Below are 21,629 nucleotides of genomic sequence, written 5' to 3'. Positions count from 1 at the left end.
GTATAAAGTTAGGTTTTTATAAGGTTTATACCTTAAAAACTAAATAAGAGTAAACAAGACATCAAATAAAGAATTTAGTTAAGTCCTCGATCGATTAGTATCCGTAAGCTCCACGTGTCACCACGCTTCCACACCGAACCTATCAACCTCATCGTCTCTGAGGGATCTTACTCACTCGAAGTGATGGGAAGTCTCATCTTGAGGGGGGCTTCATGCTTAGATGCTTTCAGCACTTATCCTTTCCACACGTAGCTACCCAGCGATGCTCCTGGCGGAACAACTGGTACACCAGCGGTGTGTCCATCCCGGTCCTCTCGTACTAAGGACAGCTCCTCTCAAACTTCCAACGCCCACGACGGATAGGGACCGAACTGTCTCACGACGTTCTGAACCCAGCTCGCGTACCGCTTTAATGGGCGAACAGCCCAACCCTTGGGACCGACTACAGCCCCAGGATGCGATGAGCCGACATCGAGGTGCCAAACCTCCCCGTCGATGTGAACTCTTGGGGGAGATAAGCCTGTTATCCCCGGGGTAGCTTTTATCCGTTGAGCGATGGCCCTTCCATGCGGAACCACCGGATCACTAAGCCCGACTTTCGTCCCTGCTCGACTTGTAGGTCTCGCAGTCAAGCTCCCTTGTGCCTTTACACTCTACGAATGATTTCCAACCATTCTGAGGGAACCTTTGGGCGCCTCCGTTACCTTTTGGGAGGCGACCGCCCCAGTCAAACTGCCCGCCTGACACTGTCTCCGAACCGGATCACGGTCCTGGGTTAGAATGTCCATACAGCCAGGGTGGTATCCCACGGATGCCTCCACCGAAGCTAGCGCTCCGGTTTCCAAGGCTCCCACCTATCCTGTACAAGCTGCACAGACATTCAATATCAGGCTACAGTAAAGCTCCACGGGGTCTTTCCGTCCTGTCGCGGGTAATGCGCATCTTCACGCATAGTATAATTTCACCGGGTCTCTCGTTGAGACAGTGCCCAAGTCGTTGCACCTTTCGTGCGGGTCGGAACTTACCCGACAAGGAATTTCGCTACCTTAGGACCGTTATAGTTACGGCCGCCGTTTACTGGGGCTTCGGTTCAAAGCTTCGCCTTGCGGCTAACATTTCCCCTTAACCTTCCAGCACCGGGCAGGTGTCAGCCCCTATACTTCGCCTTTCGGCTTCGCAGAGACCTGTGTTTTTGCTAAACAGTCGCTTGGGCCTATTCACTGCGGCTCCATGTAAATGAAGCACCCCTTCTCCCGAAGTTACGGGGTCATTTTGCCGAGTTCCTTAACGAGAGTTCTCCCGCTCACCTTAGGATTCTCTCCTCGCCTACCTGTGTCGGTTTGCGGTACGGGCACCTATGATCTAACTAGAGGCTTTTCTTGGCAGTGTGAAATCCGGAACTTCGGTACTAAATTTCCCTCCCCATCACAGCTTGAAATTGCCAGACGGATTTGCCTATCTGACTTTCTCACTGCTTGGGCGCACATATCCATCAGTGCGCATTCCTTATCCTACTGCGTCCCCCCATCGCTCAAACAATCATGAGGTGGTACAGGAATATCTACCTGTTGTCCATCGCCTACGCCTTTCGGCCTCGGCTTAGGTCCCGACTAACCCTGAGAGGACGAGCCTTCCTCAGGAAACCTTAGGCATTCGGTGAAAGAGATTCTCACTCTTTTTTCGCTACTCATACCGGCATTCTCACTTCTAAGCGCTCCACCAGTCCTCACGGTCTGACTTCACAGCACTTAGAACGCTCTCCTACCATTGTTCGTAAGAACAATCCGCAGCTTCGGTGATACGTTTAGCCCCGGTACATTTTCGGCGCAGAGTCACTCGACCAGTGAGCTATTACGCACTCTTTAAATGATGGCTGCTTCTAAGCCAACATCCTGGTTGTCTGGGCAACTCCACATCCTTTTCCACTTAACGTATACTTTGGGACCTTAGCTGGCGGTCTGGGCTGTTTCCCTTTCGACTATGAACCTTATCACCCATAGTCTGACTCCCAAGTAAAAGTAACTGGCATTCGGAGTTTGACTGAATTCGGTAACCCGGTGAGGGCCCCTAGTCCAATCAGTGCTCTACCTCCAGTACTCTATTTCTTGAGGCTAGCCCTAAAGCTATTTCGGAGAGAACCAGCTATCTCCGTGTTCGATTGGCATTTCACCCCTACCCACACCTCATCCCCGCATTTTTCAACATACGTGGGTTCGGGCCTCCAGTCAGTGTTACCTGACCTTCACCCTGGACATGGGTAGATCACACGGTTTCGGGTCTACGACCGCATACTCATTCGCCCTATTCAGACTCGCTTTCGCTGCGGCTCCGTGTCTTCCACTTAACCTTGCATACGATCGTAACTCGCCGGTCCATTCTACAAAAGGTACGCCGTTACCCATTAACGGGCTTCGACTACTTGTAGGCACACGGTTTCAGGTTCTATTTCACTCCCCTTCCGGGGTGCTTTTCACCTTTCCCTCACGGTACTGGTTCACTATCGGTCACTAGAGAGTATTTAGCCTTGGGAGATGGTCCTCCCGGATTCCGACGGAATTCCACGTGTTCCGCCGTACTCAGGATACACTCCGGAGGGAATTCTTTTTCAACTACAGGGCTGTTACCTTCTGTGGCTGACCTTTCCAGGTCGATTCATTTAAAGAATTCCTTGGTAACTCCGAGTGGAGTGTCCTACAACCCCAGAAAGCAAGCTTTCTGGTTTGGGCTCTTTCCGTTTCGCTCGCCGCTACTCAGGAAATCGATTTTTCTTTCTCTTCCTCCGGGTACTGAGATGTTTCAGTTCCCCGGGTCTACCTCATGCACCCTATGTATTCAGATGCATGTACTGTTCCATTACGAACAGTGGGTTCCCCCATTCGGAAATCCCCGGATCAAAGTTTACTTACAACTCCCCGAGGCATATCGGTGTTAGTCCCGTCCTTCATCGGCTTCTAGTGCCAAGGCATCCACCGTGCGCCCTTATTCACTTAACTAAGTTACAGTAAATAAGCGTACTAATTTATTAGCCTTGCTTTTATTTAAAAATATTGATGTCGTTGTTACTCTTATTTAGTTTTCAAGGTACAAGCTTCCACAGGATGTGGTGACTTCTGTGTTCGTCACAGGACGTGACGGGTTTTAACAGAAGATCCTTCAATCCTTTGAGAGATCTTTTTTACTCTCTCAAAACTGAACCAAACAACACAGTATGCCCTTCCTACCCGAAGGTAGGGTTCCGTAATAATCCTTAGAAAGGAGGTGATCCAGCCGCACCTTCCGATACGGCTACCTTGTTACGACTTCACCCCAATCATTAGTCCCACCTTCGGCGGCTGGCTCCAAAAGGTTACCTCACCGACTTCGGGTGTTACCAACTCTCGTGGTGTGACGGGCGGTGTGTACAAGGCCCGGGAACGTATTCACCGCGGCATGCTGATCCGCGATTACTAGCGATTCCGGCTTCATGTAGGCGAGTTGCAGCCTACAATCCGAACTGAGAATGGTTTTATGGGATTGGCTTGACCTCACGGGTTCGCTTCCCTTTGTTCCATCCATTGTAGCACGTGTGTAGCCCAGGTCATAAGGGGCATGATGATTTGACGTCATCCCCACCTTCCTCCGGTTTGTCACCGGCAGTCACCTTAGAGTGCCCAACTGAATGCTGGCAACTAAGATCAAGGGTTGCGCTCGTTGCGGGACTTAACCCAACATCTCACGACACGAGCTGACGACAACCATGCACCACCTGTCACTCTGTCCCCGAAGGGAAAACTCTATCTCTAGAGGTATCAGAGGATGTCAAGACCTGGTAAGGTTCTTCGCGTTGCTTCGAATTAAACCACATGCTCCACCGCTTGTGCGGGCCCCCGTCAATTCTTTTGAGTTTCAGCCTTGCGGCCGTACTCCCCAGGCGGAGTGCTTAATGCGTTAACTTCAGCACTAAGGGGCGGAAACCCCCTAACACCTAGCACTCATCGTTTACGGCGTGGACTACCAGGGTATCTAATCCTGTTCGCTACCCACGCTTTCGCTCCTCAGCGTCAGTTACAGACCAGAGAGTCGCCTTCGCCACTGGTGTTCCTCCACATCTCTACGCATTTCACCGCTACACGTGGAATTCCACTCTCCTCTTCTGTACTCAAGTCCTCCAGTTTCCAATGACCCTCCACGGTTAAGCCGTGGGCTTTCACATCAGACTTAAAAGACCGCCTGCGAGCGCTTTACGCCCAATAATTCCGGACAACGCTTGCCACCTACGTATTACCGCGGCTGCTGGCACGTAGTTAGCCGTGGCTTTCTGGTTAGGTACCGTCAAGGTTGGGTCAGTTACTACCCAACTTGTTCTTCCCTAACAACAGAGTTTTACGATCCGAAAACCTTCATCACTCACGCGGCGTTGCTCCGTCAGACTTTCGTCCATTGCGGAAGATTCCCTACTGCTGCCTCCCGTAGGAGTCTGGGCCGTGTCTCAGTCCCAGTGTGGCCGATCACCCTCTCAGGTCGGCTACGCATCGTCGCCTTGGTGAGCCGTTACCTCACCAACTAGCTAATGCGCCGCGGGCCCATCTGTAAGTGACAGCCGAAACCGTCTTTTATCTTCTCACCATGAGATGAAAAGTGTTATCCGGTATTAGCTCACGTTTCCGCGAGTTATCCCGATCTTACAGGCAGGTTGCCCACGTGTTACTCACCCGTCCGCCGCTCATTCCATAAACATCACCCCGAAGGGTTCTGTTTATTTCCTGCGCTCGACTTGCATGTATTAGGCACGCCGCCAGCGTTCGTCCTGAGCCAAGATCAAACTCTCCATAAAAGTTTGTAATACTTAGCTTTTGTAGAAGCTGACTTCTACTTGTTTCAAAAAGAAAAACGAGTTTCCTTTTTCTTGACATACTGGTTGTTTTGTTCAGTTTTCAAAGAGCAAATTTGTTTGTCGCGTTGTTTAGCAGCGACTTTTCTAATATACCATAACTATTAACGTTGTGTCAACAATTAATTTTAAATTTTTGTCGCTAATCTTTAGTGGATTTTTGCGACGGATTTAACTTTATCACGGCTCTATATTAAAGTCAACGGTTATTTTACAAAAAAATATCTGTTACTTAACAATTGTTTCAAGAAAGGGACGGATTATTAGGTTCTACGCTATTTACCGCCCACTCTTATTACATATGCAAATTAATTATTATGTGTTACTTCATCGGTTAAAATATATTTTCTTTGATATACAGCATGTCCTTTTGTCTGCTCGAGAACAACGTTAATTATATTTTTCTCAACAAGGTAAGAAAGGATCGCACTTAAGTCTAATCTATATGGTTGGATCATAACATGACTTTTTATCTCAGCATATGACCAAGCACTCTCCTTTGTTTTCATAATATCTAACAAATGCTTAGCTGATATCATGGCACGATTATGTATCACGAAGTCCATACCTATTATCATTAATTCAATTCGTTTATATACTGCTTCATTACTCTCAATGAAAACTTCATATAATTTATATACCTCGGAATCAATTTTCTTTACTTGGCTCCAAACAGTTACTTCGGGATAATAGCCTTTTTCTATTACAGCCAATCTTGCTAAATAGTGAAGGGAATTAAGTATTTTACTATGTGCATCATTAAATTCCCCTGTTTCATAAAGAGCCTTAGCTTCACTATAGCTTTTAACTAATTTGCCGAAATCAATCATTTTCCTTAAATCTCGTTTCTCTTTAGGGAAATCTCGTAGTTGTTCCTTTAACCGAGCAATGTATTCATTTCTATCAAATACGGGTTTCCCCAGAATAATCCATTCAACTGCTCTTCGATAGCCACTTGTATCAATCCATTCCACCAAAACATCCATACGGACAATATGCAGCGCCGCTGTTTTTCCTTCTATTTCATAATGCTTCACATACCAGTTTTGCTCATATTCATCCACGATAATAAGTAGAATAACATCGAATCCGTCGGTAACTGGACTGTCATGTTGAATCTTCTCTATTAATAATATCCCCAATGTATTGGGATTACTTGCATGTTCTTGATATATAGGTCTCAGCGAATTTTCCATTCTACGGTTTCCTCCATTTTCGATTTCTATTTAGAGTAATTCGTTACATTTGATTGAAAAACCTTTTTCATAATTAATTTTTTTAGTTTTTATGCTATACTACAGTTGTAAAATAAGGGGGAAAAACATGGCACAACAATTGGTATATTCAAGTAAAATAAATAAGATTCGTACGTTCGCGCTGATTCTAGTTTTTGCAGGTATTCTGTTAATGTACGCAGGTATTCTCACTAAAAATATTGAGTGGTTAATGGTTATATTTTTTATATTAGGATTACTGATGGTTGTTTTCAGTTGTGTTGTCTATGTCTGGATAGGAACTCTATCCCTTAAGGCGGTACCTGTTGTATGTCCAAGCTGTGACAAGCCAACCAAGATGTTAGGTCGTGTTGATGCTTGTATGCATTGCAAACAACCATTGACCATGGATAAGAACCTAGAAGGTGAAGCATTCGATGAAAAATATAATAAACGTAGCTATGCAAAATCACAAAAGAAACGTTAAATTACTGCACGCACTAAATCCGTCGAAATCGACGGATTTTTTTACCGACAGACAACATTGCATATCAACGATCTAACGAAGGGAAAGATATTTCAATGGAACCCCTATTGCATTTTGATTTTATAAGTGAAACGAGAAAAAATAGTCCCTTTCTTTTTAAAGATCCGATCAAAATTTTTTCCACTACTAAAATAGACGAAGTGATTCCTTTATTAAATGAAATTGAAGCAGAAACGAGCAAAGGCTACTATGCAGCAGGATATCTTTCCTATGAAGCTGCTCCTGCATTTGAAAAAGCTTTAAAAGTTCATTCTAACCCAGTCATGCCACTTCTTTGGTTCGGAATTTATGAGAAGCCGGAGAAGAAGCGACTTCAATCCGTTCAAGAATTTCATACTTCCGAATGGAAAGCTCAAACTACTTTATTCGATTATAACAATTGTATCGGGCAAATTAAAAATTACATTAAAAAGGGCATTACCTATCAAGTTAACTATACCATTCGTATGCTGGCCCAGTTTTCCGGCGATTCTGTTGCATACTACAATCAACTAGCCAATGCTCAAGCAGCAGATTACAGTGCCTATTTAAACATTGGTGATTTTACAATCGTTTCTGCTTCACCCGAATTATTCTTTCACTTAAAAGAAGGTAAGCTTACTACTAAGCCGATGAAAGGAACGATTGAGAGAGGAACTACTTCAGAAGAGGACCAGTCAAATGCAAATTGGCTTTATCATTCGAAGAAAAACCGCGCTGAAAATGTGATGATTGTCGATCTGCTGCGAAATGATTTAGGAATGATAGCAAAGCCAAACAGTGTAAAGGTACCGAAGCTATATTCCATCGAGGAATACCCAACAGTCTATCAGATGACTTCCACAGTAACTGCAGAGATTTCAAAAGAAAAAACAATTGCCGATATATTCACCGCGTTATTTCCTTGTGGCTCCATTACAGGAGCACCTAAAATAAGTACAATGAATATAATTAATCGGCTTGAACCTACTCCACGAGAAGTGTATTGTGGAACGATTGGTTACATAACTCCTGACAAGGAGGCTATTTTTAACGTACCAATACGAACAGTAATGATCGATAATCATAGTGGTGATGCAACGTACGGAATTGGCGGCGGGATTACTTGGGATTCAAATGATCAGGATGAATACAAGGAAGCACTAACAAAAGCAAAAGTATTAGCCGTCTCGCCGATGCAATTTCAATTATTAGAAACAATTGGGCTTGAAGACGGAGTCTATTTCATTTCACAAAATCACTTAAACCGATTGAATAAGAGTGCTTCTTATTTTAACTATCATGTAGACATAGCAAGCGCAAAAGAGAAACTTCAGGATTTTGCAATTGCCCACCAACACGGAAAATGGAAGGTCCGACTACTTTCCGATCGTGATGGGCAAATTACAATAGAAGGAAAGGAAATAACTGAACTTACCGATTCTGTTCCAGTCAAGCTAGCTCATCATGCAGTAGATAAGGAAAACCCTTTTCTGCATTATAAAACAACGAACAGAAACATTTATGAAAAAGTGAAACAACGACACCCTGAAGTATTCGACGTTCTAATGTGGAATCAGGAGGATGAAATTACAGAATTTACGACAGGTAATATTGTAGTAGAGATAGATGGCAAATTATATACACCACCATTAAGTTCAGGCTTACTTGCTGGCACGTACAGAGAAGTATTACTTAATGAGAGAATTATTTTAGAAAGAAAGTTACTAGTTGGGGAACTCAGTAGTATATCTAAAATGTGGCTCATTAATAGTGTAAGAAAATGGATGCTTGTTCATCTATTATAATGATAAATAATATTAGAGCCATAATAAAAGCCAATTGTAAGTTAATCTTACAATTGGCTTTTAGCAATTAGTGTTTTTGTGTTAGCATTCCTTGACAACCAGGGCACTTCCCGTAAACTTCAAGTCGATGATGACTTACTTCAAATCCAGTTACCTGTTCAGCTAGGGATTCTACTTCATCTAATGATGGATAATGAAAATCAACAATTTTTCCACACGCTTCGCAAATAATATGATAATGATCAGAAGTATTGCAGTCAAACCTGCTTGATGAATCTCCGTAGGTTAATTCACGAACTAACCCTACTTCTCTAAGCACACGGAGGTTATTATAAACAGTTGCCACACTCATGTTAGGGAATTTCCCTTCCAACGCTTTATATATATCATCTGCTGTTGGATGAACCATCGTGTTAAGCAAGTACTCTAGAACTGCGTGCCGCTGTGGTGTGATACGGACGCCTGATTCTTTTAATGTATCAATTGCTTTCCGTAGCCGCTTTTCAGACACCGCCAAACACCTCACTTTCAAATTAATAATATATTCAATTAACAACGTTATTAGATTGTAATCTTTATAATTAGTGTAACTGCTTACCTAGTGTTCTGTCAATATTAGAGGTTGTTCAAAAAAGTCCGGTAAAAATGACACATCGAGAGCAGTAGACCTTCGACTAAGTACCGACACGTCCTGTGTCGAACGTCGAATTCACCACATCCTGTGGAAGCCCGGTACGGGGAGCTTACGCCGCCTCGAACTTCGACGCAAAGGACGTGCTAGTGTCGGCGTCGCAAAAGGACGTTGCGATCTTAGACGACCTTGGTCCTTCTTATCCTCCTTTTCGAACACATACCATAAGTATATTATACAAATTGAATTAAATATCTACCTTTAACGGTAATTCATCGCCACCTAGCTTCTTATTAACATATCTAGCTGCAACAAATAGAAAATCGGATAATCGATTTAAATAGGATAATACAAGATCATTTTTCAATTCATCACCTAGACCAACCACGATACGTTCTGCTCTTCTAACAACCGTTCTCGCAGTATGCAAGGCGCTTGAAGCACTATGACCAGACGGAAGGATAAAGTTTCTCAGTGGATCTAATTGACCATCCCAATTGTCAATTTGGTCCTCCATCTCTTGAATATGTTCCTGCTTTAATTTCCAGTTTACCTCTTTATCAGCTGGCGTAGAAAGCTCAGCCCCTACATGAAATAGAATCGTCTGTACACGATACATCTGCTCTAAGAACTGCTCTTTCTCATTCCAGTCTTCCTGATTGAGAAAACTTAGCGCAAGACCAATTATAGAATTTGCTTCATCACATGTTCCATACGCCTCTACACGTAAATGATTTTTTGGTACACGTTCGCCATAAACTAATGACGTTTGTCCTTTATCACCAGAACGCGTATAAATTCGCATTGCTAATACCCCCTAGATAAATCGATTTTATTCGTATAATCGCCCGCACCAGTTATATACTGGTCAAGATTTTTTGTAAAAATCTCTAATGCCCGTGTTACATAATCTGGTGAAAGACCTGATATATGAGGGGTGATTGTAATGTTATCCTCTGACCAAAATGGATGGTCTTTCGGTAATGGCTCTTGCTCCGTTACATCCAAAATCGCGTGAGCAATTTCATTTTCTTGTACAGCTTTAAGAATCACTTCACTGCTAACTGCGTCACCTCGTCCCATATTTAAAAACACGCCATGATTTGGCATTGCATTAAAATGATTATCCGTAAAAAATCCGCTTGTCTCTTTTGTTCTCGGTAGTACTGATACAAGGAAATCTGCTTCAGCTAACACATGCTTAAGCTTATCATTTGTAACATTTTCATCAAAATACGCTACATTTTTTCCACTTCTGGATACACCAATCGTTTTCATTTGAAAAGCTTTTGCAAGACGAGCAACCTCTTGACCGATTGCGCCAGTTCCAGCAATAACAATTGTACTTCCAGTTATTTCTTTTACTTTTACAGATTTGTCCCATCGATGGGCCTTTTCATTTTGCATCAATATTTTTTCCTGGCGATAAACTTGTAATAACATTGATATAGCATATTCAGCCATTTGTATCTTATGAATACCTCTTGCATTCGTTACGATAATTTCTTTTTCCTTAATGAGTTCAACAGGTAATTCATCTACTCCAGCCGATAGAACCATAATCCATTTAAGGCTGGCTGCACGTTGAATAACCTGCACATTAACATCACTACCATACGTGACAAGAACCTCAGCCTCAGCTAAATATTTCTTCGTCATCTCATCACTTTCGGAGAATAAAAAATGTTGATTGGAATAGTCCTGTTTTAACTTTTCTTGATGCTTGCCTGATATTTTTGCTGAAAATAAAATCATTACGAAAGCCCTCCCCCTAAAACCCCTTTCTTCTATACTAATTGTTTTTTCAAAAACTGAAAACAATAAAGCAAAACAGCCCAAAATTGGACTGCTTCCTTCGTACGCTTTATGATAGATTTTCTTTTATAAATTCTAACGCTTCTTCTACATGCCCTTTGACTCTTACTTTTCGAAATTCCTTTTGGAGTTTTCCTTCTTTATCAATGATGAACGTAGAGCGTTCGATTCCGTAATATTCTTTTCCGAAGTTCTTCTTCAATTTCCACACATCAAACATCTCTGCAATTTTATGGTCTTCATCAGCTAACAATAAAAATGGCAGCTCATGTTTATTAATGAACTTCTGATGGCTTTCAGCCGGGTCTGGACTAATACCAATAATTACGGCGTCTAATTCCGCAAAGCTCTCATGCTGATCGCGAAAATCACAAGCCTCTGTCGTGCATCCTGGTGTCATATCCTTAGGATAAAAGTATAAAACCACATGCTTACCCTTGAAATCAGATAGATGCACCTGCTCGCCAGATTGACTTGGCAACGTGAAATCCTCTACTTTTTTTCCAATCTCTATTGTCATGAAAATTTCCCTCCAACTTAAAACATTCTATTGCAACTATATCATATCAAGCTGATAGATTCATATATCCCTGCTTCTATCTCGAGATTGAAGCACTCTAACCACAAATGCAGCCGGTAAAATATATCCGATCAATGCTTGTGTTAAAGCAATGAATCTCCCAATTCCAACTGGAGTAATATCTCCATATCCAACCGAAAGTAATGTAACGCCACTGAAATAAACGGAATGGATAATAGATCCTATAATACTTACCTGCCGCAGCTCCCCGTTTTCTACGAGAACAATTCCTTCAATAGATAAAATGAAATAAATCATGCCATAGCCAAACATAAGAATGATATAAATAATGAGTAATGCCATAAATATCTCTATCGAAAACCGACTCTCCTTCATTTCCAGAACTTGAGCAAAGCTTTTCCCATGGAAAAAGTCAAAGAAGCTTTTTATCACGATAAGGCATATCCCAATCATAACTAGCCAAGGTATAACCATTCAGGACCCCTCATTTATAATTGTTATATGATATATGTATGCTTCATACTGAAAAAGCTTGTCTTAGAAAAAACGAAAATGTGAAATTTGACGTTCGCTACTTCGTAATCATTCTGTATTCCATTTTATGTTATATTAGTTAATGTCAGTACGGAGAAATCAAGGGAGGATTTCAGAAATGAATTTCACAAAATCAGAAGAGCTTCACACAGAAGCTTTGGAACATATTGTTGGAGGAGTTAATTCACCTTCTCGTGCATTTAAAGCGGTAGGCGGTGGCTCGCCTGTATATATGGAACGTGGGCAAGGTCCTTATTTTTGGGATGTTGACGGAAATAAGTACATAGATTATTTAGCAGCTTATGGCCCAATTATTACTGGTCATGCACACCCACATATTGCTAAAGCTATTGCACACGCTGCGACTACTGGTGTCTTGTATGGTACACCGACAAAATTAGAAAATCAATTTGCTAAAATGTTAAAGGAAGCAATTCCTTCTCTGGAAAAGGTTCGTTTCAACAATTCAGGAACCGAAGCAGTTATGACTACAATCCGTGTAGCTCGCGCTTATACAGGTAGAACAAAAATTATTAAATTTGCGGGCTGTTATCATGGACACTTTGATGCGGTACTCGTACAAGCTGGCTCAGGACCATCTACACTTGGCACTCCAGATTCAGCAGGAGTTCCTAAATCAACTGCTGCCGACGTCATTACCGTTCCCTTTAATGATTTAGATGCTTATAAGGAAGCACTAGATAAATGGGGAGATCAAATTGCTGCTGTATTAGTTGAGCCAATTGTAGGGAACTTCGGAATTGTCGAACCACATGAAGGCTTTTTACAAGCTGTTAATGATTTAACACACGAAGCAGGAGCACTTGTTATTTATGATGAAGTGATTACTGCCTTTCGTTTCACCTATGGAAGTGCACAGCAGCTATATGGAGTAGAACCTGATATGACAGCAATGGGTAAAATCATTGGTGGAGGACTTCCTATTGGGGCCTACGGTGGTCGTAAAGATATTATGGAACAAGTTGCACCACTTGGACCTGCATATCAAGCTGGAACGATGGCTGGTAATCCTGCATCAATGGCTTCTGGTATTGCGTGCTTAGAAGTTTTGAAACAGGATGGCGTATACGAAAAATTAGATCAGCTTGGAGAAATGCTGGAAAATGGTATTTTAGAACAAGCTGAAAAATATGGTGTGCCTATTACAGTCAATCGTTTGCGTGGAGCACTGACAGTATACTTTGGTGAAGAAAAGATTACGAATTATGAACAAGCTGAAGCTACAGATGGAGATGCGTTTGCAACCTTCTTTAAACTAATGCTGAACCAGGGAATTAACCTAGCACCATCAAAATATGAAGCATGGTTCTTAACAACAGAGCATAAGGAATCTGATATTGCTCAAACAATAGACGCTGTTAGTCACGCCTTTAGTGTCATGACAGGTAAGTAAAAACACTGTAGTTTGTCCCAAATTCTTTTTAAGATAACAAAACAGATAGGAAAGTTAAGCTTTCCTATCTGTTTCTTTATTTGGACTTGCTTCCTTCATCCAAATTCTGAATTTGATACAACTGATGGTAGTCCCCTTGTTTTTCCATCAATTCTTGGTGAGACCCGACTTCTGTAATTTCGCCGTTTTCAATCACAACAATTCTATCGGCATGCGTGATCGTTGCAAGGCGATGTGCAACAATAAAGGTTGTACGATCTGCTGCTAATTTTTCCATTGTTTCCTGGATTAAATGTTCGCTCTCCAAGTCTAACGCGGAGGTTGCTTCATCAAAAATTAAAATCGGTGGATTTTTGAGAAATACGCGCGCAATGGCAACCCGCTGCTTTTGTCCACCTGATAATTTTACACCGCGTTCTCCTACTAACGTGTCATATCCATTTGGCAGGTTCGTAATAAAGTCATGCGCATTTGCAGCCTTTGCAGCAGCAATTACTTCTTCGTCCGTTGCGTCCGGATTTCCCATTCGAATATTCATAGCGATGGATTCACTAAAAAGAATATTGTCTTGTAAAACCATTCCAATGTTATTCCGAAGTGCTCTTGCTTTCATATCACGAATGTCCATCCCATCGACTTTAATCGAACCATCCGTAACATCATAAAATCTTGGGATCAAACTAATTAAGGTAGACTTCCCGCCACCACTCATCCCGACAAAAGCAATCGTTTCACCTTCCTCGACATGCAAATTGATGTTTTTCAACACCTTTAGCTCCGCTTCGTCATATTGGAAGGAAACATTTTCAAAATCGACAGCGCCATTAACTCTTCCAGGATCAATCGCATTTTCCTTATCGACAATGTCATATTTCTCATTCATAAATTCAAAAACACGATCAATCGAAGCGACTGCTTGAACCAATGTCGTTGATGAATTAATTAACCTCCGAAGTGGACTGTATACGCGTTCCAAATAGCCAACAAAAGCGACCATTGTTCCCATCGTTACATTACCTATAATGACTTGATAGCCCGCAAAAGCAATGACTAGAAGCGGAGCAAGATCAGTAATCGTATTTGTTACAGCGAATGTTTTGGCATTCCAGTTTGTATGAACAAGCGCTTTATCAAGAAAATTCCCATTGCGCTCTACAAATTGTGTTTGTTCATAGTCTTCTAACGCAAAGCTTCTCGTAACAGGTACACCTTGAACACGCTCATGTAAATGTCCTTGAACTTCCGCTAACGCCTGGGATCTGTCCCTTGTCAATTTCCTGAGTCTCCCATAAAAGTATTTAATCGCAAACCCAAAGAATGGGAACAATATAATCGAAACAATGGTTAATCCAATATCCATTGATAGCATAATACCTATTGCAATGAGTATCGTTATTAAATCTAACCAAACGTTCATTAGACCTGTAATGACAAAATTCTTCGTCTGTTCGACATCATTTATTACCCGGGAAATAATTTCGCCAGTTTTTGTCTGAGAATAGAATTTCAAACTTAGCTTCTGGATATGATCAAAAAGTCTATCCCGAATATCATATAAGACTTTATTGCCTACCCACTGTCCAAGGTATTGACGAATGTATTCAACTGGTGGCCGTAATAATAAAAATACTACAAAGGCAATTCCCATTACCCATAGCAATTTACTTATTTTGTCAGCATCACTCATGTTTTCTGCAACGATGATATCATCAATTACATACTTTAAAATTAATGGCATTAATAATGGGATACCAAATTTAATAATACCGATGACTATTGTCCAAAGTATTTTCCACTTATACGGGGCAACAAATTTCATGTATTGCTTTACACTGCTCATATTATCATTCCCAATCTTTTTAATTCATCTTTTGCTTAGAAAAAATTTGCACTCGTTAATGGGATTCTTAGAATGCCTTCTTTACTTGCTTAGAATCCCTTACCTTATACTTTGAAGTGCAAACCTTCAGCGAATGACTTAGTTGCACTTATAGTCCAATAGAAAATCCTTGTTACAAATAAGGTAACAAGGACAAGTCCCTTTGTATTTCATGTATATTTCTTACTCACCGATAGGTTAAGTATCGTTCATACCAACCATCAATAAAATCTGGTGCAAAGGGACCTTTTCGTTGACGTACCCACCGCAATAAATATTCTATATTATTATGAAGAATTCGATCTAGAACAACTGGATAATTCATCTTTTGGCGATGGTCTTCATATTCATCCTCATCCAAAAGATCATATGTCATATCTGGATATACTTTCACATCCAAATCATAATCGATATATTTCAATGCCTCATCATCGTATACAAATGGAGAACTGATATTACAATAGTAGTGAATACCATCGTCTCTCAGCATACCGATGATATTAAACCAATGCTTCGCATGAAAATAACATATTGCTGGTTCTCTTGTGACCCAGGTGCGACCATCACTTTCCGTAACTTGTGTTCGGTCATTCGCCCCAATTACAATAGTTTCTGTAGCTTTTAATACCGTACTGTTCTCCCAGATCCGATGAAGCTGTCCATTATGTTTATAGCTCTGTATCTGCATTTTTGAACCTGCTCCCGGAGTAACCATCCTATCTTCCTTTCCCCGCTCTTCCGCCATCAATTATCATTCATTATAATGCTAACCAAATTAAATATAAAGTATTATGAATCCTAAATGGAAAGCTCGGGCAAATTTTATGTGTTATTAGTTAGGGATAAGATGAATTCAATGAAAAAGAGCTTCCTAATTAATAGGAAACTCTTCTTCACTGTCATACACAAATATTTACTTCTTTTTTGCTTGTGACTGTTGATTTTGTTGCTTTACTTGCTGAGCATCTGTCTCAGAAGCAAATTCAGTACCGAATTGACCTTGACCTTGAGCAGCCTGTTGATTCTGCTGTTTTACATGCTGAACATTTGTTCCAGCAGCAGTTTTGTTAGGTTTTTTAGCCATCAGTATCACCTCCAACAATGATTAATTTAACCACATAACAAATTGTTATCCATTAAATTTGTAAATTTTTCATGAAAAAACTACCAGCGGATAATAATCTGGATTTGGCGCAATTTATGAATGCATTTCACTTCATTATTGGAGGTAGCCGCAATGCAAACACCTAGAGATTTCACTGAACTATCTATGATAAGCAAAACAAGGTGGCAGGATGAAGAATTACAATTTTTTCAGCATGCACTTTCACAAATTTTACCTTACATTAATGCAGAGGGCTTAACAATCCTGCATGAAATTAATAAAGAAATTTACAACCGGGCAGATTAGAAAACTTGACATTCGTTGGTACGCACATAGACGAATATCTTAGTTGCACTTATGCAGAGAGGAAAGTTTTACCTTCACTCTCTGCATAACAGGACTTCCAATATACATAAGGAAGTCTTAAGGATTTATAAATATTTCATCATTTTTTGATGCGAAACAGGGAATGGGTACTTCTCAATAGCCTCTTTATCAATAAATATTACTCGCTCATCATCTGTTTCTGCTTGCAGTGTATATGCTTCAAATATCTCGAGTTGCCAGATAATATGGGAGAATACATGCTTCAATTTTCCTTTTCGTTCACCAAGCTGAATACGTATTCCATACTCACTATAAACCCAGGTTTCAAGATGCTCCATTCCGATCTCTTCAATCGGTACCATTGGGAACTGCCAGAGATTTGCTAATAATCCATTTTCTCCGCGTTTTTCAATAACGTATTCGTCTTTGCCATTTTTTATTAACAATGCAACATACGCAATCGGTTTTTGTTTCTTTGCTTTTGTTTTTATCGGTAACTCTTCTTGAATGCCTTCTGAAAAAGCAAGACAATGATCTTGTACCGGACAAAATAAGCAAGTTGGGGATTTCGGTGTACAAATTGTGGCACCTAGATCCATAATTGCCTGATTAAAGGATGAGGGATCCTCTGTTGAAATTACTTGCCGAACATAATCCTCAAACAGTTTCTTTGTTCGTGGCATCGCGATATCCGCTTCAATTTTCAATAGACGTGAAAATACTCGCATGACATTTCCATCAACCGCTGGTTCAGGTTGATTATACGCGATAGAAAGGATAGCTCCTGTCGTATATGGACCAACCCCTTTTAATCCTCCAAGTTCCTTACGATTCGAGGGAACTACTCCTCCGTACTCAGAAACGACTTCACGAACTGCGTTTTGAAGGTTGCGCGCACGGGAATAGTAACCTAAGCCCTCCCATGCTTTCAATACTTCCTGCTGGTCTGCTTTCGCAAGCTCGTAAACCGTTGGATATTTCTCCATAAAACGATTAAAATATGGAATAACGGTATCGACCTTTGTTTGTTGCAGCATAATTTCAGAAACCCAAATTTTATATGGATCACGTTCTCTGCGCCATGGAAGATCCCGTTTACTTACGTTGTACCAGTGCAGCAAATCTGCTTGAAATTGATCAATGTTAAAATGTTGTAATATATTATTAGTCATCAAGGCACTTCCTTTTATGTTACAATATGTTAGGTAGTATTATCTTCAAATTTGTATTCAAGGCTATCCTAAGGAGGACCTTATTATATGGATACTGGCACACATATAGTTATGGGGATTGCACTGGGCGGTTTAGCTACACTTGACCCTGTAGTGCAAAGTGATCCTACACTATTTCATGCAGTATTAGTCGGGACAGTGGTTGGTTCACATGCCCCTGATTTTGACACAGTTTTTAAACTAAAAAATAATGCAACCTATATACGCCATCATCGTGGTGCATCACATTCTTTACCTGCAATCATTCTTTGGGGACTATTGGTGTCCAGTGTTATCTATATGTTCGTACCACAGGTTAGCTATTTGCATCTATGGCTATGGACATTTTTGGCAGTGATTATCCATGTGTTTGTTGATCTATTTAATGCATATGGAACACAGGCTTTTAGGCCTTTTTCAAGTAAATGGATTGCGAAGGGCTTTATTAATACCTTTGATCCATATATTTTCTTCTTAAATGTTGCTGGTATCTGTGCTTGGGCGCTAGGAGCTAATCCTGGTTATACATGGATTACCATTTATACTGTGATTGTATTATATTACATTAAACGGTATATGGACAAAAGAGAGATTGTAAAAAAAATCCATGAATATTATCCAGATACGGTAGAAGTTGCCACATCTCCTACGATGAAGCAAAATTATTGGCGTGTAGCAATTACGACGAAAGATAAATTTTATGTAGGTACTGTTGAAAATCGGCATATTGAAATTGTGGATGAATTCTGGAAGGTTCCCTTACCTGAAACTCCAATAATCGAAGTAGCGAAAACAGATAAGAATATCGAAGCCTTTCTAAACTTCTCTCCTGTTTACCGGTGGGAAATTAATTACTTCGATTCTTTTACAGAAGTTCGCTTCATCGATTTACGTTACCGCTCTAAAACGTATTACCCCTTTGTAGCGGTCGTAAAAATTGACGAGAATATGGAAATAATCAGTTCCTATACAGGATGGATCTTCTCAGAACACAAACTGCAAAGTAAACTATATGTCGGCGATCCAACTACGTAAAGGAAAACTTCGCTGGGGTTGATTTCTTTTTCCCGCTGAATGTTAACTAACAGCACAAGGGTGCCCCACGGACCCTTGAACAGAATCGCAGAAAAAACAGCAGGCACTTACCTGCTGTTTTTTTCTATTTTGTTACCTTTTTACCTAACAACGAAATAGGCAAAGCTTCTATCTGCTCGTACATTTCTTCAAGTAAATTTATTCGGTATCCCCATGCAAATACACCATTTATATAACTAATTTTAAATGTAAATCCAGGCTCCATTTTTAATTGATATACTTCATTCGCCTGAAAATCTTCCGGATTCATCGTATATGCAAGCGCAACTTGCATTTTACGCTCATTAATCTGCACCTCTGAAATATTTCCTAATTGTTCTGCTTTCTGTGCTTTTTCTTTTAAAACACCAATTTCCCTATGTAGCTGTTCGATCGAATAATCGCTATATCGATAATTCATCCTTCTCTCCCCTTCCCATTCTATCTTACCAATTGTGTGGACGAATGGGAACACATTCAGATAGCTAAACACCCATGATTGATTTAATTTACAGAATTGCAGCTATGACTACTGGTAATCCTGCTTCTTTCCATCCAAAAATTGGTTGATTAATTCGAAGGAAAAACCTTTCCGGTACAAGGATTCTGTCATTTTTTGCCTTAATGCAAATCCCTCATGCTTCGATTGATATTTACGTAAAAGCTTTTCCCCCTGAAACACGAGTGCATCCCATTCCTCTGACTGATCTTTCCCTTCTTCCATACTTGCTAGTGCTTTTGTGATCGCATCCTGTGTAAAACCTTTTTGAATGAGATTTACTTGCAATTGCTGAATTTTTTTACGAAACGCTTCTTTTTTTCCAGTATTTAGCTTTTTCTGGATATGCTTTTTTATTTTCTCAAGCTGGATGTCCAGCGGATAATTTTCTAATGCAAGCTCGGCCTGCTGCGCCAAAACTCCTTTATCAATCAATTCCTTTTTGATTAAAACAGGACCTTTTGTTGTCGTATTGATTCGTGATTGGACAAAAAAGTGAGCAAATTGCTGATCATCAATTAACTTCTCGTTAATTAATCGCTTCATAATTTGTTCGATATGCTCTGGATCTACTTCTTTTTTTACTAAGTAATCCCTAATTTCTTTTTTTGTACGCATTCGATAGCTTAAAAAGTGAATAACCTGGGTATATGACTTATGAACTGTATCGTTTTCAACAAGCGTAGCTATCATTTCGCCATCAAGTTCCATACCCTTACGAAGTCGATATTCAATTAATATCGCTTCATCTACACTAAACCCATATTCTTCACCTTGCTTCGTATTTAAAAAGATATTGAACCGATTTTTATGTTTCTTTTGAGTTGTTATCTTCGTTATTTTTCGCACGTATTCCACCTCTTCCTCTTATCATAACAGAATAATAAGGGGGAAGGAAAAGACTTGAGAGTTCGTTTTGAACAACCTCTAAAATTTGTTTAACAAAACACTTAGATTTTTATCGGAAGCGTATATACTAAACATATAACACAAAATTTGATTAGGAGGATGGATATGAATTTTTTAATTAGCGGTGGAACCGGATTTGTCGGAAAACACCTTTGCCAAGCACTGCAAAAGAAAGGACATCATACGTATATACTTACAAGGTCCCCTCTCGATCATATGAACACGAAGGCCACTACTTACATAGATTATAATTATCCGGTGGATAATTTACCACCTATTGAAGGTGTTATCAACCTAGCAGGAGAATCTCTCTTTGGTTACTGGTCACAAAAGAAGAAAGATCAAATTAAGAACAGTAGGTTAGAAACGACAAATGTATTAATACAATTAATGAAACAGATGAAAATAAAGCCGAATGTATTCATTAGTGGATCGGCAGTTGGCTATTATGGCATTTCTGAAGATCTTATTTTTACGGAAGCTACTGCAAAATCTGGAAAAGATTTCTTAGCTGAAGTGGTTGTAGAATGGGAGCAGATTGCCAAACAAGCAGAAACTCTTGGAATTCGTACAGTTTACACGAGATTTGGCGTGATTCTTGGTAAAGAAGGATCGCTGCCATTAATAAGTCTTCCAGTAAAATTATTTGCTGGAGGGAAAATTGGAAATGGTGAACAATGGATGTCATGGATTCACATAGAAGATGTTGTTCGATTGATTGATTATTGTCTCTTTAATAAGTCAATGGAAGGGGCAGTCAATACAACAGCGCCTCATCCATTGCGAAACAAGGATTTCATGCGTACGTTAGCAAAAGTATTAAAGCGACCACACTGGACCACAACTCCTTCCACACTAATACATGCTGCGATTGGAGAAATGGGGCAACTAATTACGAAGGGTCAATATGTGTTACCACAAAAAGCATTGGATCATGGGTTTGAGTTTAAGTATCCAGAGTTAGTAAAAGCCTTGAAAGAACTGAAGAAATCATAGTTAATTTTTCTGAACAAAATTTTTACAAAAAAAGTATTTGCTTTTTAAGAAAAAGGTTGTAAAATAACCTTATCAAATTGAGTTTAAAAAGAGGTCAAAAAGGTCCTGGATTGGTTATGCTACAATACCTTACTGCCTCTATTAAAATACGAAAGAGATGAATAAAATCGTAATACAACACTGAATTAAATAGGGAAGGCAAATGGTGCGCCACCAGCATTGACTGGTTCTAGTGGGTTCGATTCCCACCCCGAATTTTTGTTGAACGCGAAAATAAAAATTCGAGGGTGGGCTACT

18 protein-coding genes and 2 rRNA genes are annotated in these 21,629 nt (G+C 40.3%); 6 read left to right on the top strand and 14 right to left on the bottom strand.

Translation table 11 applies throughout. The features are described from left to right. Positions 1–74: 74 nt before the first annotated feature. The 3 genes from NST46_RS12570 to NST46_RS12560 form a co-directional block, all read right to left on the bottom strand. Positions 75–2,993 (bottom strand): 23S ribosomal RNA (locus NST46_RS12570). 258 nt (positions 2,994–3,251) lie between these two features. Further along, positions 3,252–4,813, bottom strand: a 16S ribosomal RNA gene (locus tag NST46_RS12565). The 16S and 23S rRNA genes sit together here, the layout of an rRNA operon. Positions 4,814–5,178: 365 nt before the next feature. Next, the gene (locus NST46_RS12560; RefSeq protein WP_340003075.1) at positions 5,179–6,066 is read right to left on the bottom strand and encodes a nucleotidyltransferase-like protein; all 888 of its coding nucleotides are present in this window, start codon (positions 6,064–6,066) and stop codon (positions 5,179–5,181) included. Between the two features lie 127 nt (positions 6,067–6,193). Between NST46_RS12560 and NST46_RS12555 the strand changes: the two genes are divergently transcribed. Both NST46_RS12555 and pabB read left to right on the top strand, forming a co-directional pair. Next, positions 6,194–6,571, top strand: coding sequence for a YgzB family protein (locus tag NST46_RS12555; RefSeq protein ID WP_303447609.1), 378 nt, complete (start codon positions 6,194–6,196; stop codon positions 6,569–6,571). A gap of 107 nt (positions 6,572–6,678) precedes the next feature. Then, complete coding sequence (pabB, locus tag NST46_RS12550) at positions 6,679–8,397, top strand: aminodeoxychorismate synthase component I (RefSeq protein ID WP_341137298.1); 1,719 nt, start codon at positions 6,679–6,681, stop codon at positions 8,395–8,397. A gap of 67 nt (positions 8,398–8,464) precedes the next feature. Here pabB and perR read toward each other — a convergent pair whose 3' ends face one another. The 5 genes from perR to NST46_RS12525 form a co-directional block, all read right to left on the bottom strand. After that, positions 8,465–8,908, bottom strand: a complete 444-nt coding sequence (gene perR / locus NST46_RS12545; protein WP_095313614.1) for a peroxide-responsive transcriptional repressor PerR — start codon at positions 8,906–8,908, stop codon at positions 8,465–8,467. A gap of 367 nt (positions 8,909–9,275) precedes the next feature. After that, the gene (locus tag NST46_RS12540) at positions 9,276–9,833 is read right to left on the bottom strand and encodes a cob(I)yrinic acid a,c-diamide adenosyltransferase (RefSeq protein WP_340003073.1); all 558 of its coding nucleotides are present in this window, start codon (positions 9,831–9,833) and stop codon (positions 9,276–9,278) included. Between the two features lie 2 nt (positions 9,834–9,835). Beyond that, a complete protein-coding gene (locus NST46_RS12535) occupies positions 9,836–10,783 on the bottom strand; it encodes a D-2-hydroxyacid dehydrogenase (RefSeq protein ID WP_303447612.1) in 948 nt (315 codons plus the stop codon). A 109-nt stretch (positions 10,784–10,892) separates the two neighbouring features. Continuing rightward, positions 10,893–11,363: a thioredoxin-dependent thiol peroxidase gene (bcp, locus tag NST46_RS12530; RefSeq protein ID WP_251661643.1), complete on the bottom strand. Its 471-nt coding sequence runs from the start codon at positions 11,361–11,363 to the stop codon at positions 10,893–10,895. A gap of 60 nt (positions 11,364–11,423) precedes the next feature. Beyond that, positions 11,424–11,858 (bottom strand): ion channel, encoded by a 435-nt coding sequence (locus NST46_RS12525; RefSeq protein ID WP_095313621.1) that lies wholly within the window; start codon positions 11,856–11,858, stop codon positions 11,424–11,426. A 178-nt stretch (positions 11,859–12,036) separates the two neighbouring features. Here NST46_RS12525 and NST46_RS12520 point away from each other — a divergent pair, with 178 nt between their 5' ends. After that, positions 12,037–13,332 carry a glutamate-1-semialdehyde 2,1-aminomutase gene (locus NST46_RS12520; protein ID WP_095313623.1) on the top strand — a complete coding sequence of 432 codons (1,296 nt, stop codon included), beginning with the start codon at positions 12,037–12,039 and terminating at the stop codon, positions 13,330–13,332. A 76-nt stretch (positions 13,333–13,408) separates the two neighbouring features. Here the strand turns inward: NST46_RS12520 and NST46_RS12515 are convergent, their stop codons facing one another. From NST46_RS12515 to NST46_RS12505, 3 genes are all read right to left on the bottom strand, one after another. Next, a complete protein-coding gene (locus tag NST46_RS12515) occupies positions 13,409–15,172 on the bottom strand; it encodes an ABC transporter ATP-binding protein (protein WP_095313625.1) in 1,764 nt (587 codons plus the stop codon). Positions 15,173–15,398: 226 nt separating this feature from the next. Further along, on the bottom strand, positions 15,399–15,926 hold the full coding sequence (gene ntdP / locus NST46_RS12510; protein WP_095313627.1) for a nucleoside tri-diphosphate phosphatase: 528 nt from the start codon (positions 15,924–15,926) through the stop codon (positions 15,399–15,401). Between the two features lie 198 nt (positions 15,927–16,124). Continuing rightward, positions 16,125–16,295 (bottom strand): gamma-type small acid-soluble spore protein, encoded by a 171-nt coding sequence (locus NST46_RS12505; protein ID WP_095313629.1) that lies wholly within the window; start codon positions 16,293–16,295, stop codon positions 16,125–16,127. 153 nt (positions 16,296–16,448) lie between these two features. Here NST46_RS12505 and NST46_RS12500 point away from each other — a divergent pair, with 153 nt between their 5' ends. After that, on the top strand, positions 16,449–16,622 hold the full coding sequence (locus tag NST46_RS12500; protein WP_168927301.1) for a hypothetical protein: 174 nt from the start codon (positions 16,449–16,451) through the stop codon (positions 16,620–16,622). Between the two features lie 125 nt (positions 16,623–16,747). Here NST46_RS12500 and mutY read toward each other — a convergent pair whose 3' ends face one another. Further along, positions 16,748–17,815, bottom strand: coding sequence for an A/G-specific adenine glycosylase (gene mutY / locus NST46_RS12495; RefSeq protein ID WP_341137297.1), 1,068 nt, complete (start codon positions 17,813–17,815; stop codon positions 16,748–16,750). An 87-nt stretch (positions 17,816–17,902) separates the two neighbouring features. Here mutY and NST46_RS12490 point away from each other — a divergent pair, with 87 nt between their 5' ends. Then, on the top strand, positions 17,903–18,889 hold the full coding sequence (locus NST46_RS12490) for a metal-dependent hydrolase (RefSeq protein ID WP_095313633.1): 987 nt from the start codon (positions 17,903–17,905) through the stop codon (positions 18,887–18,889). 124 nt (positions 18,890–19,013) lie between these two features. Here NST46_RS12490 and NST46_RS12485 read toward each other — a convergent pair whose 3' ends face one another. Next, complete coding sequence (locus tag NST46_RS12485) at positions 19,014–19,349, bottom strand: YfhH family protein (RefSeq protein ID WP_095313634.1); 336 nt, start codon at positions 19,347–19,349, stop codon at positions 19,014–19,016. A 108-nt stretch (positions 19,350–19,457) separates the two neighbouring features. Beyond that, a complete protein-coding gene (recX, locus tag NST46_RS12480; protein ID WP_095313636.1) occupies positions 19,458–20,276 on the bottom strand; it encodes a recombination regulator RecX in 819 nt (272 codons plus the stop codon). Positions 20,277–20,441: 165 nt separating this feature from the next. On the opposite strand from recX, the gene NST46_RS12475 reads away from it, so the two are divergent. Beyond that, on the top strand, positions 20,442–21,332 hold the full coding sequence (locus tag NST46_RS12475; protein WP_095313638.1) for a TIGR01777 family oxidoreductase: 891 nt from the start codon (positions 20,442–20,444) through the stop codon (positions 21,330–21,332). Positions 21,333–21,629 lie beyond the last annotated feature (297 nt).

This window comes from Oceanobacillus sp. FSL W7-1309 (genome assembly GCF_038002145.1).
Lineage (GTDB): Bacteria > Bacillota > Bacilli > Bacillales > Amphibacillaceae > Oceanobacillus > Oceanobacillus profundus.
This window is presented reverse-complemented; position numbering and strand designations above follow the sequence as displayed.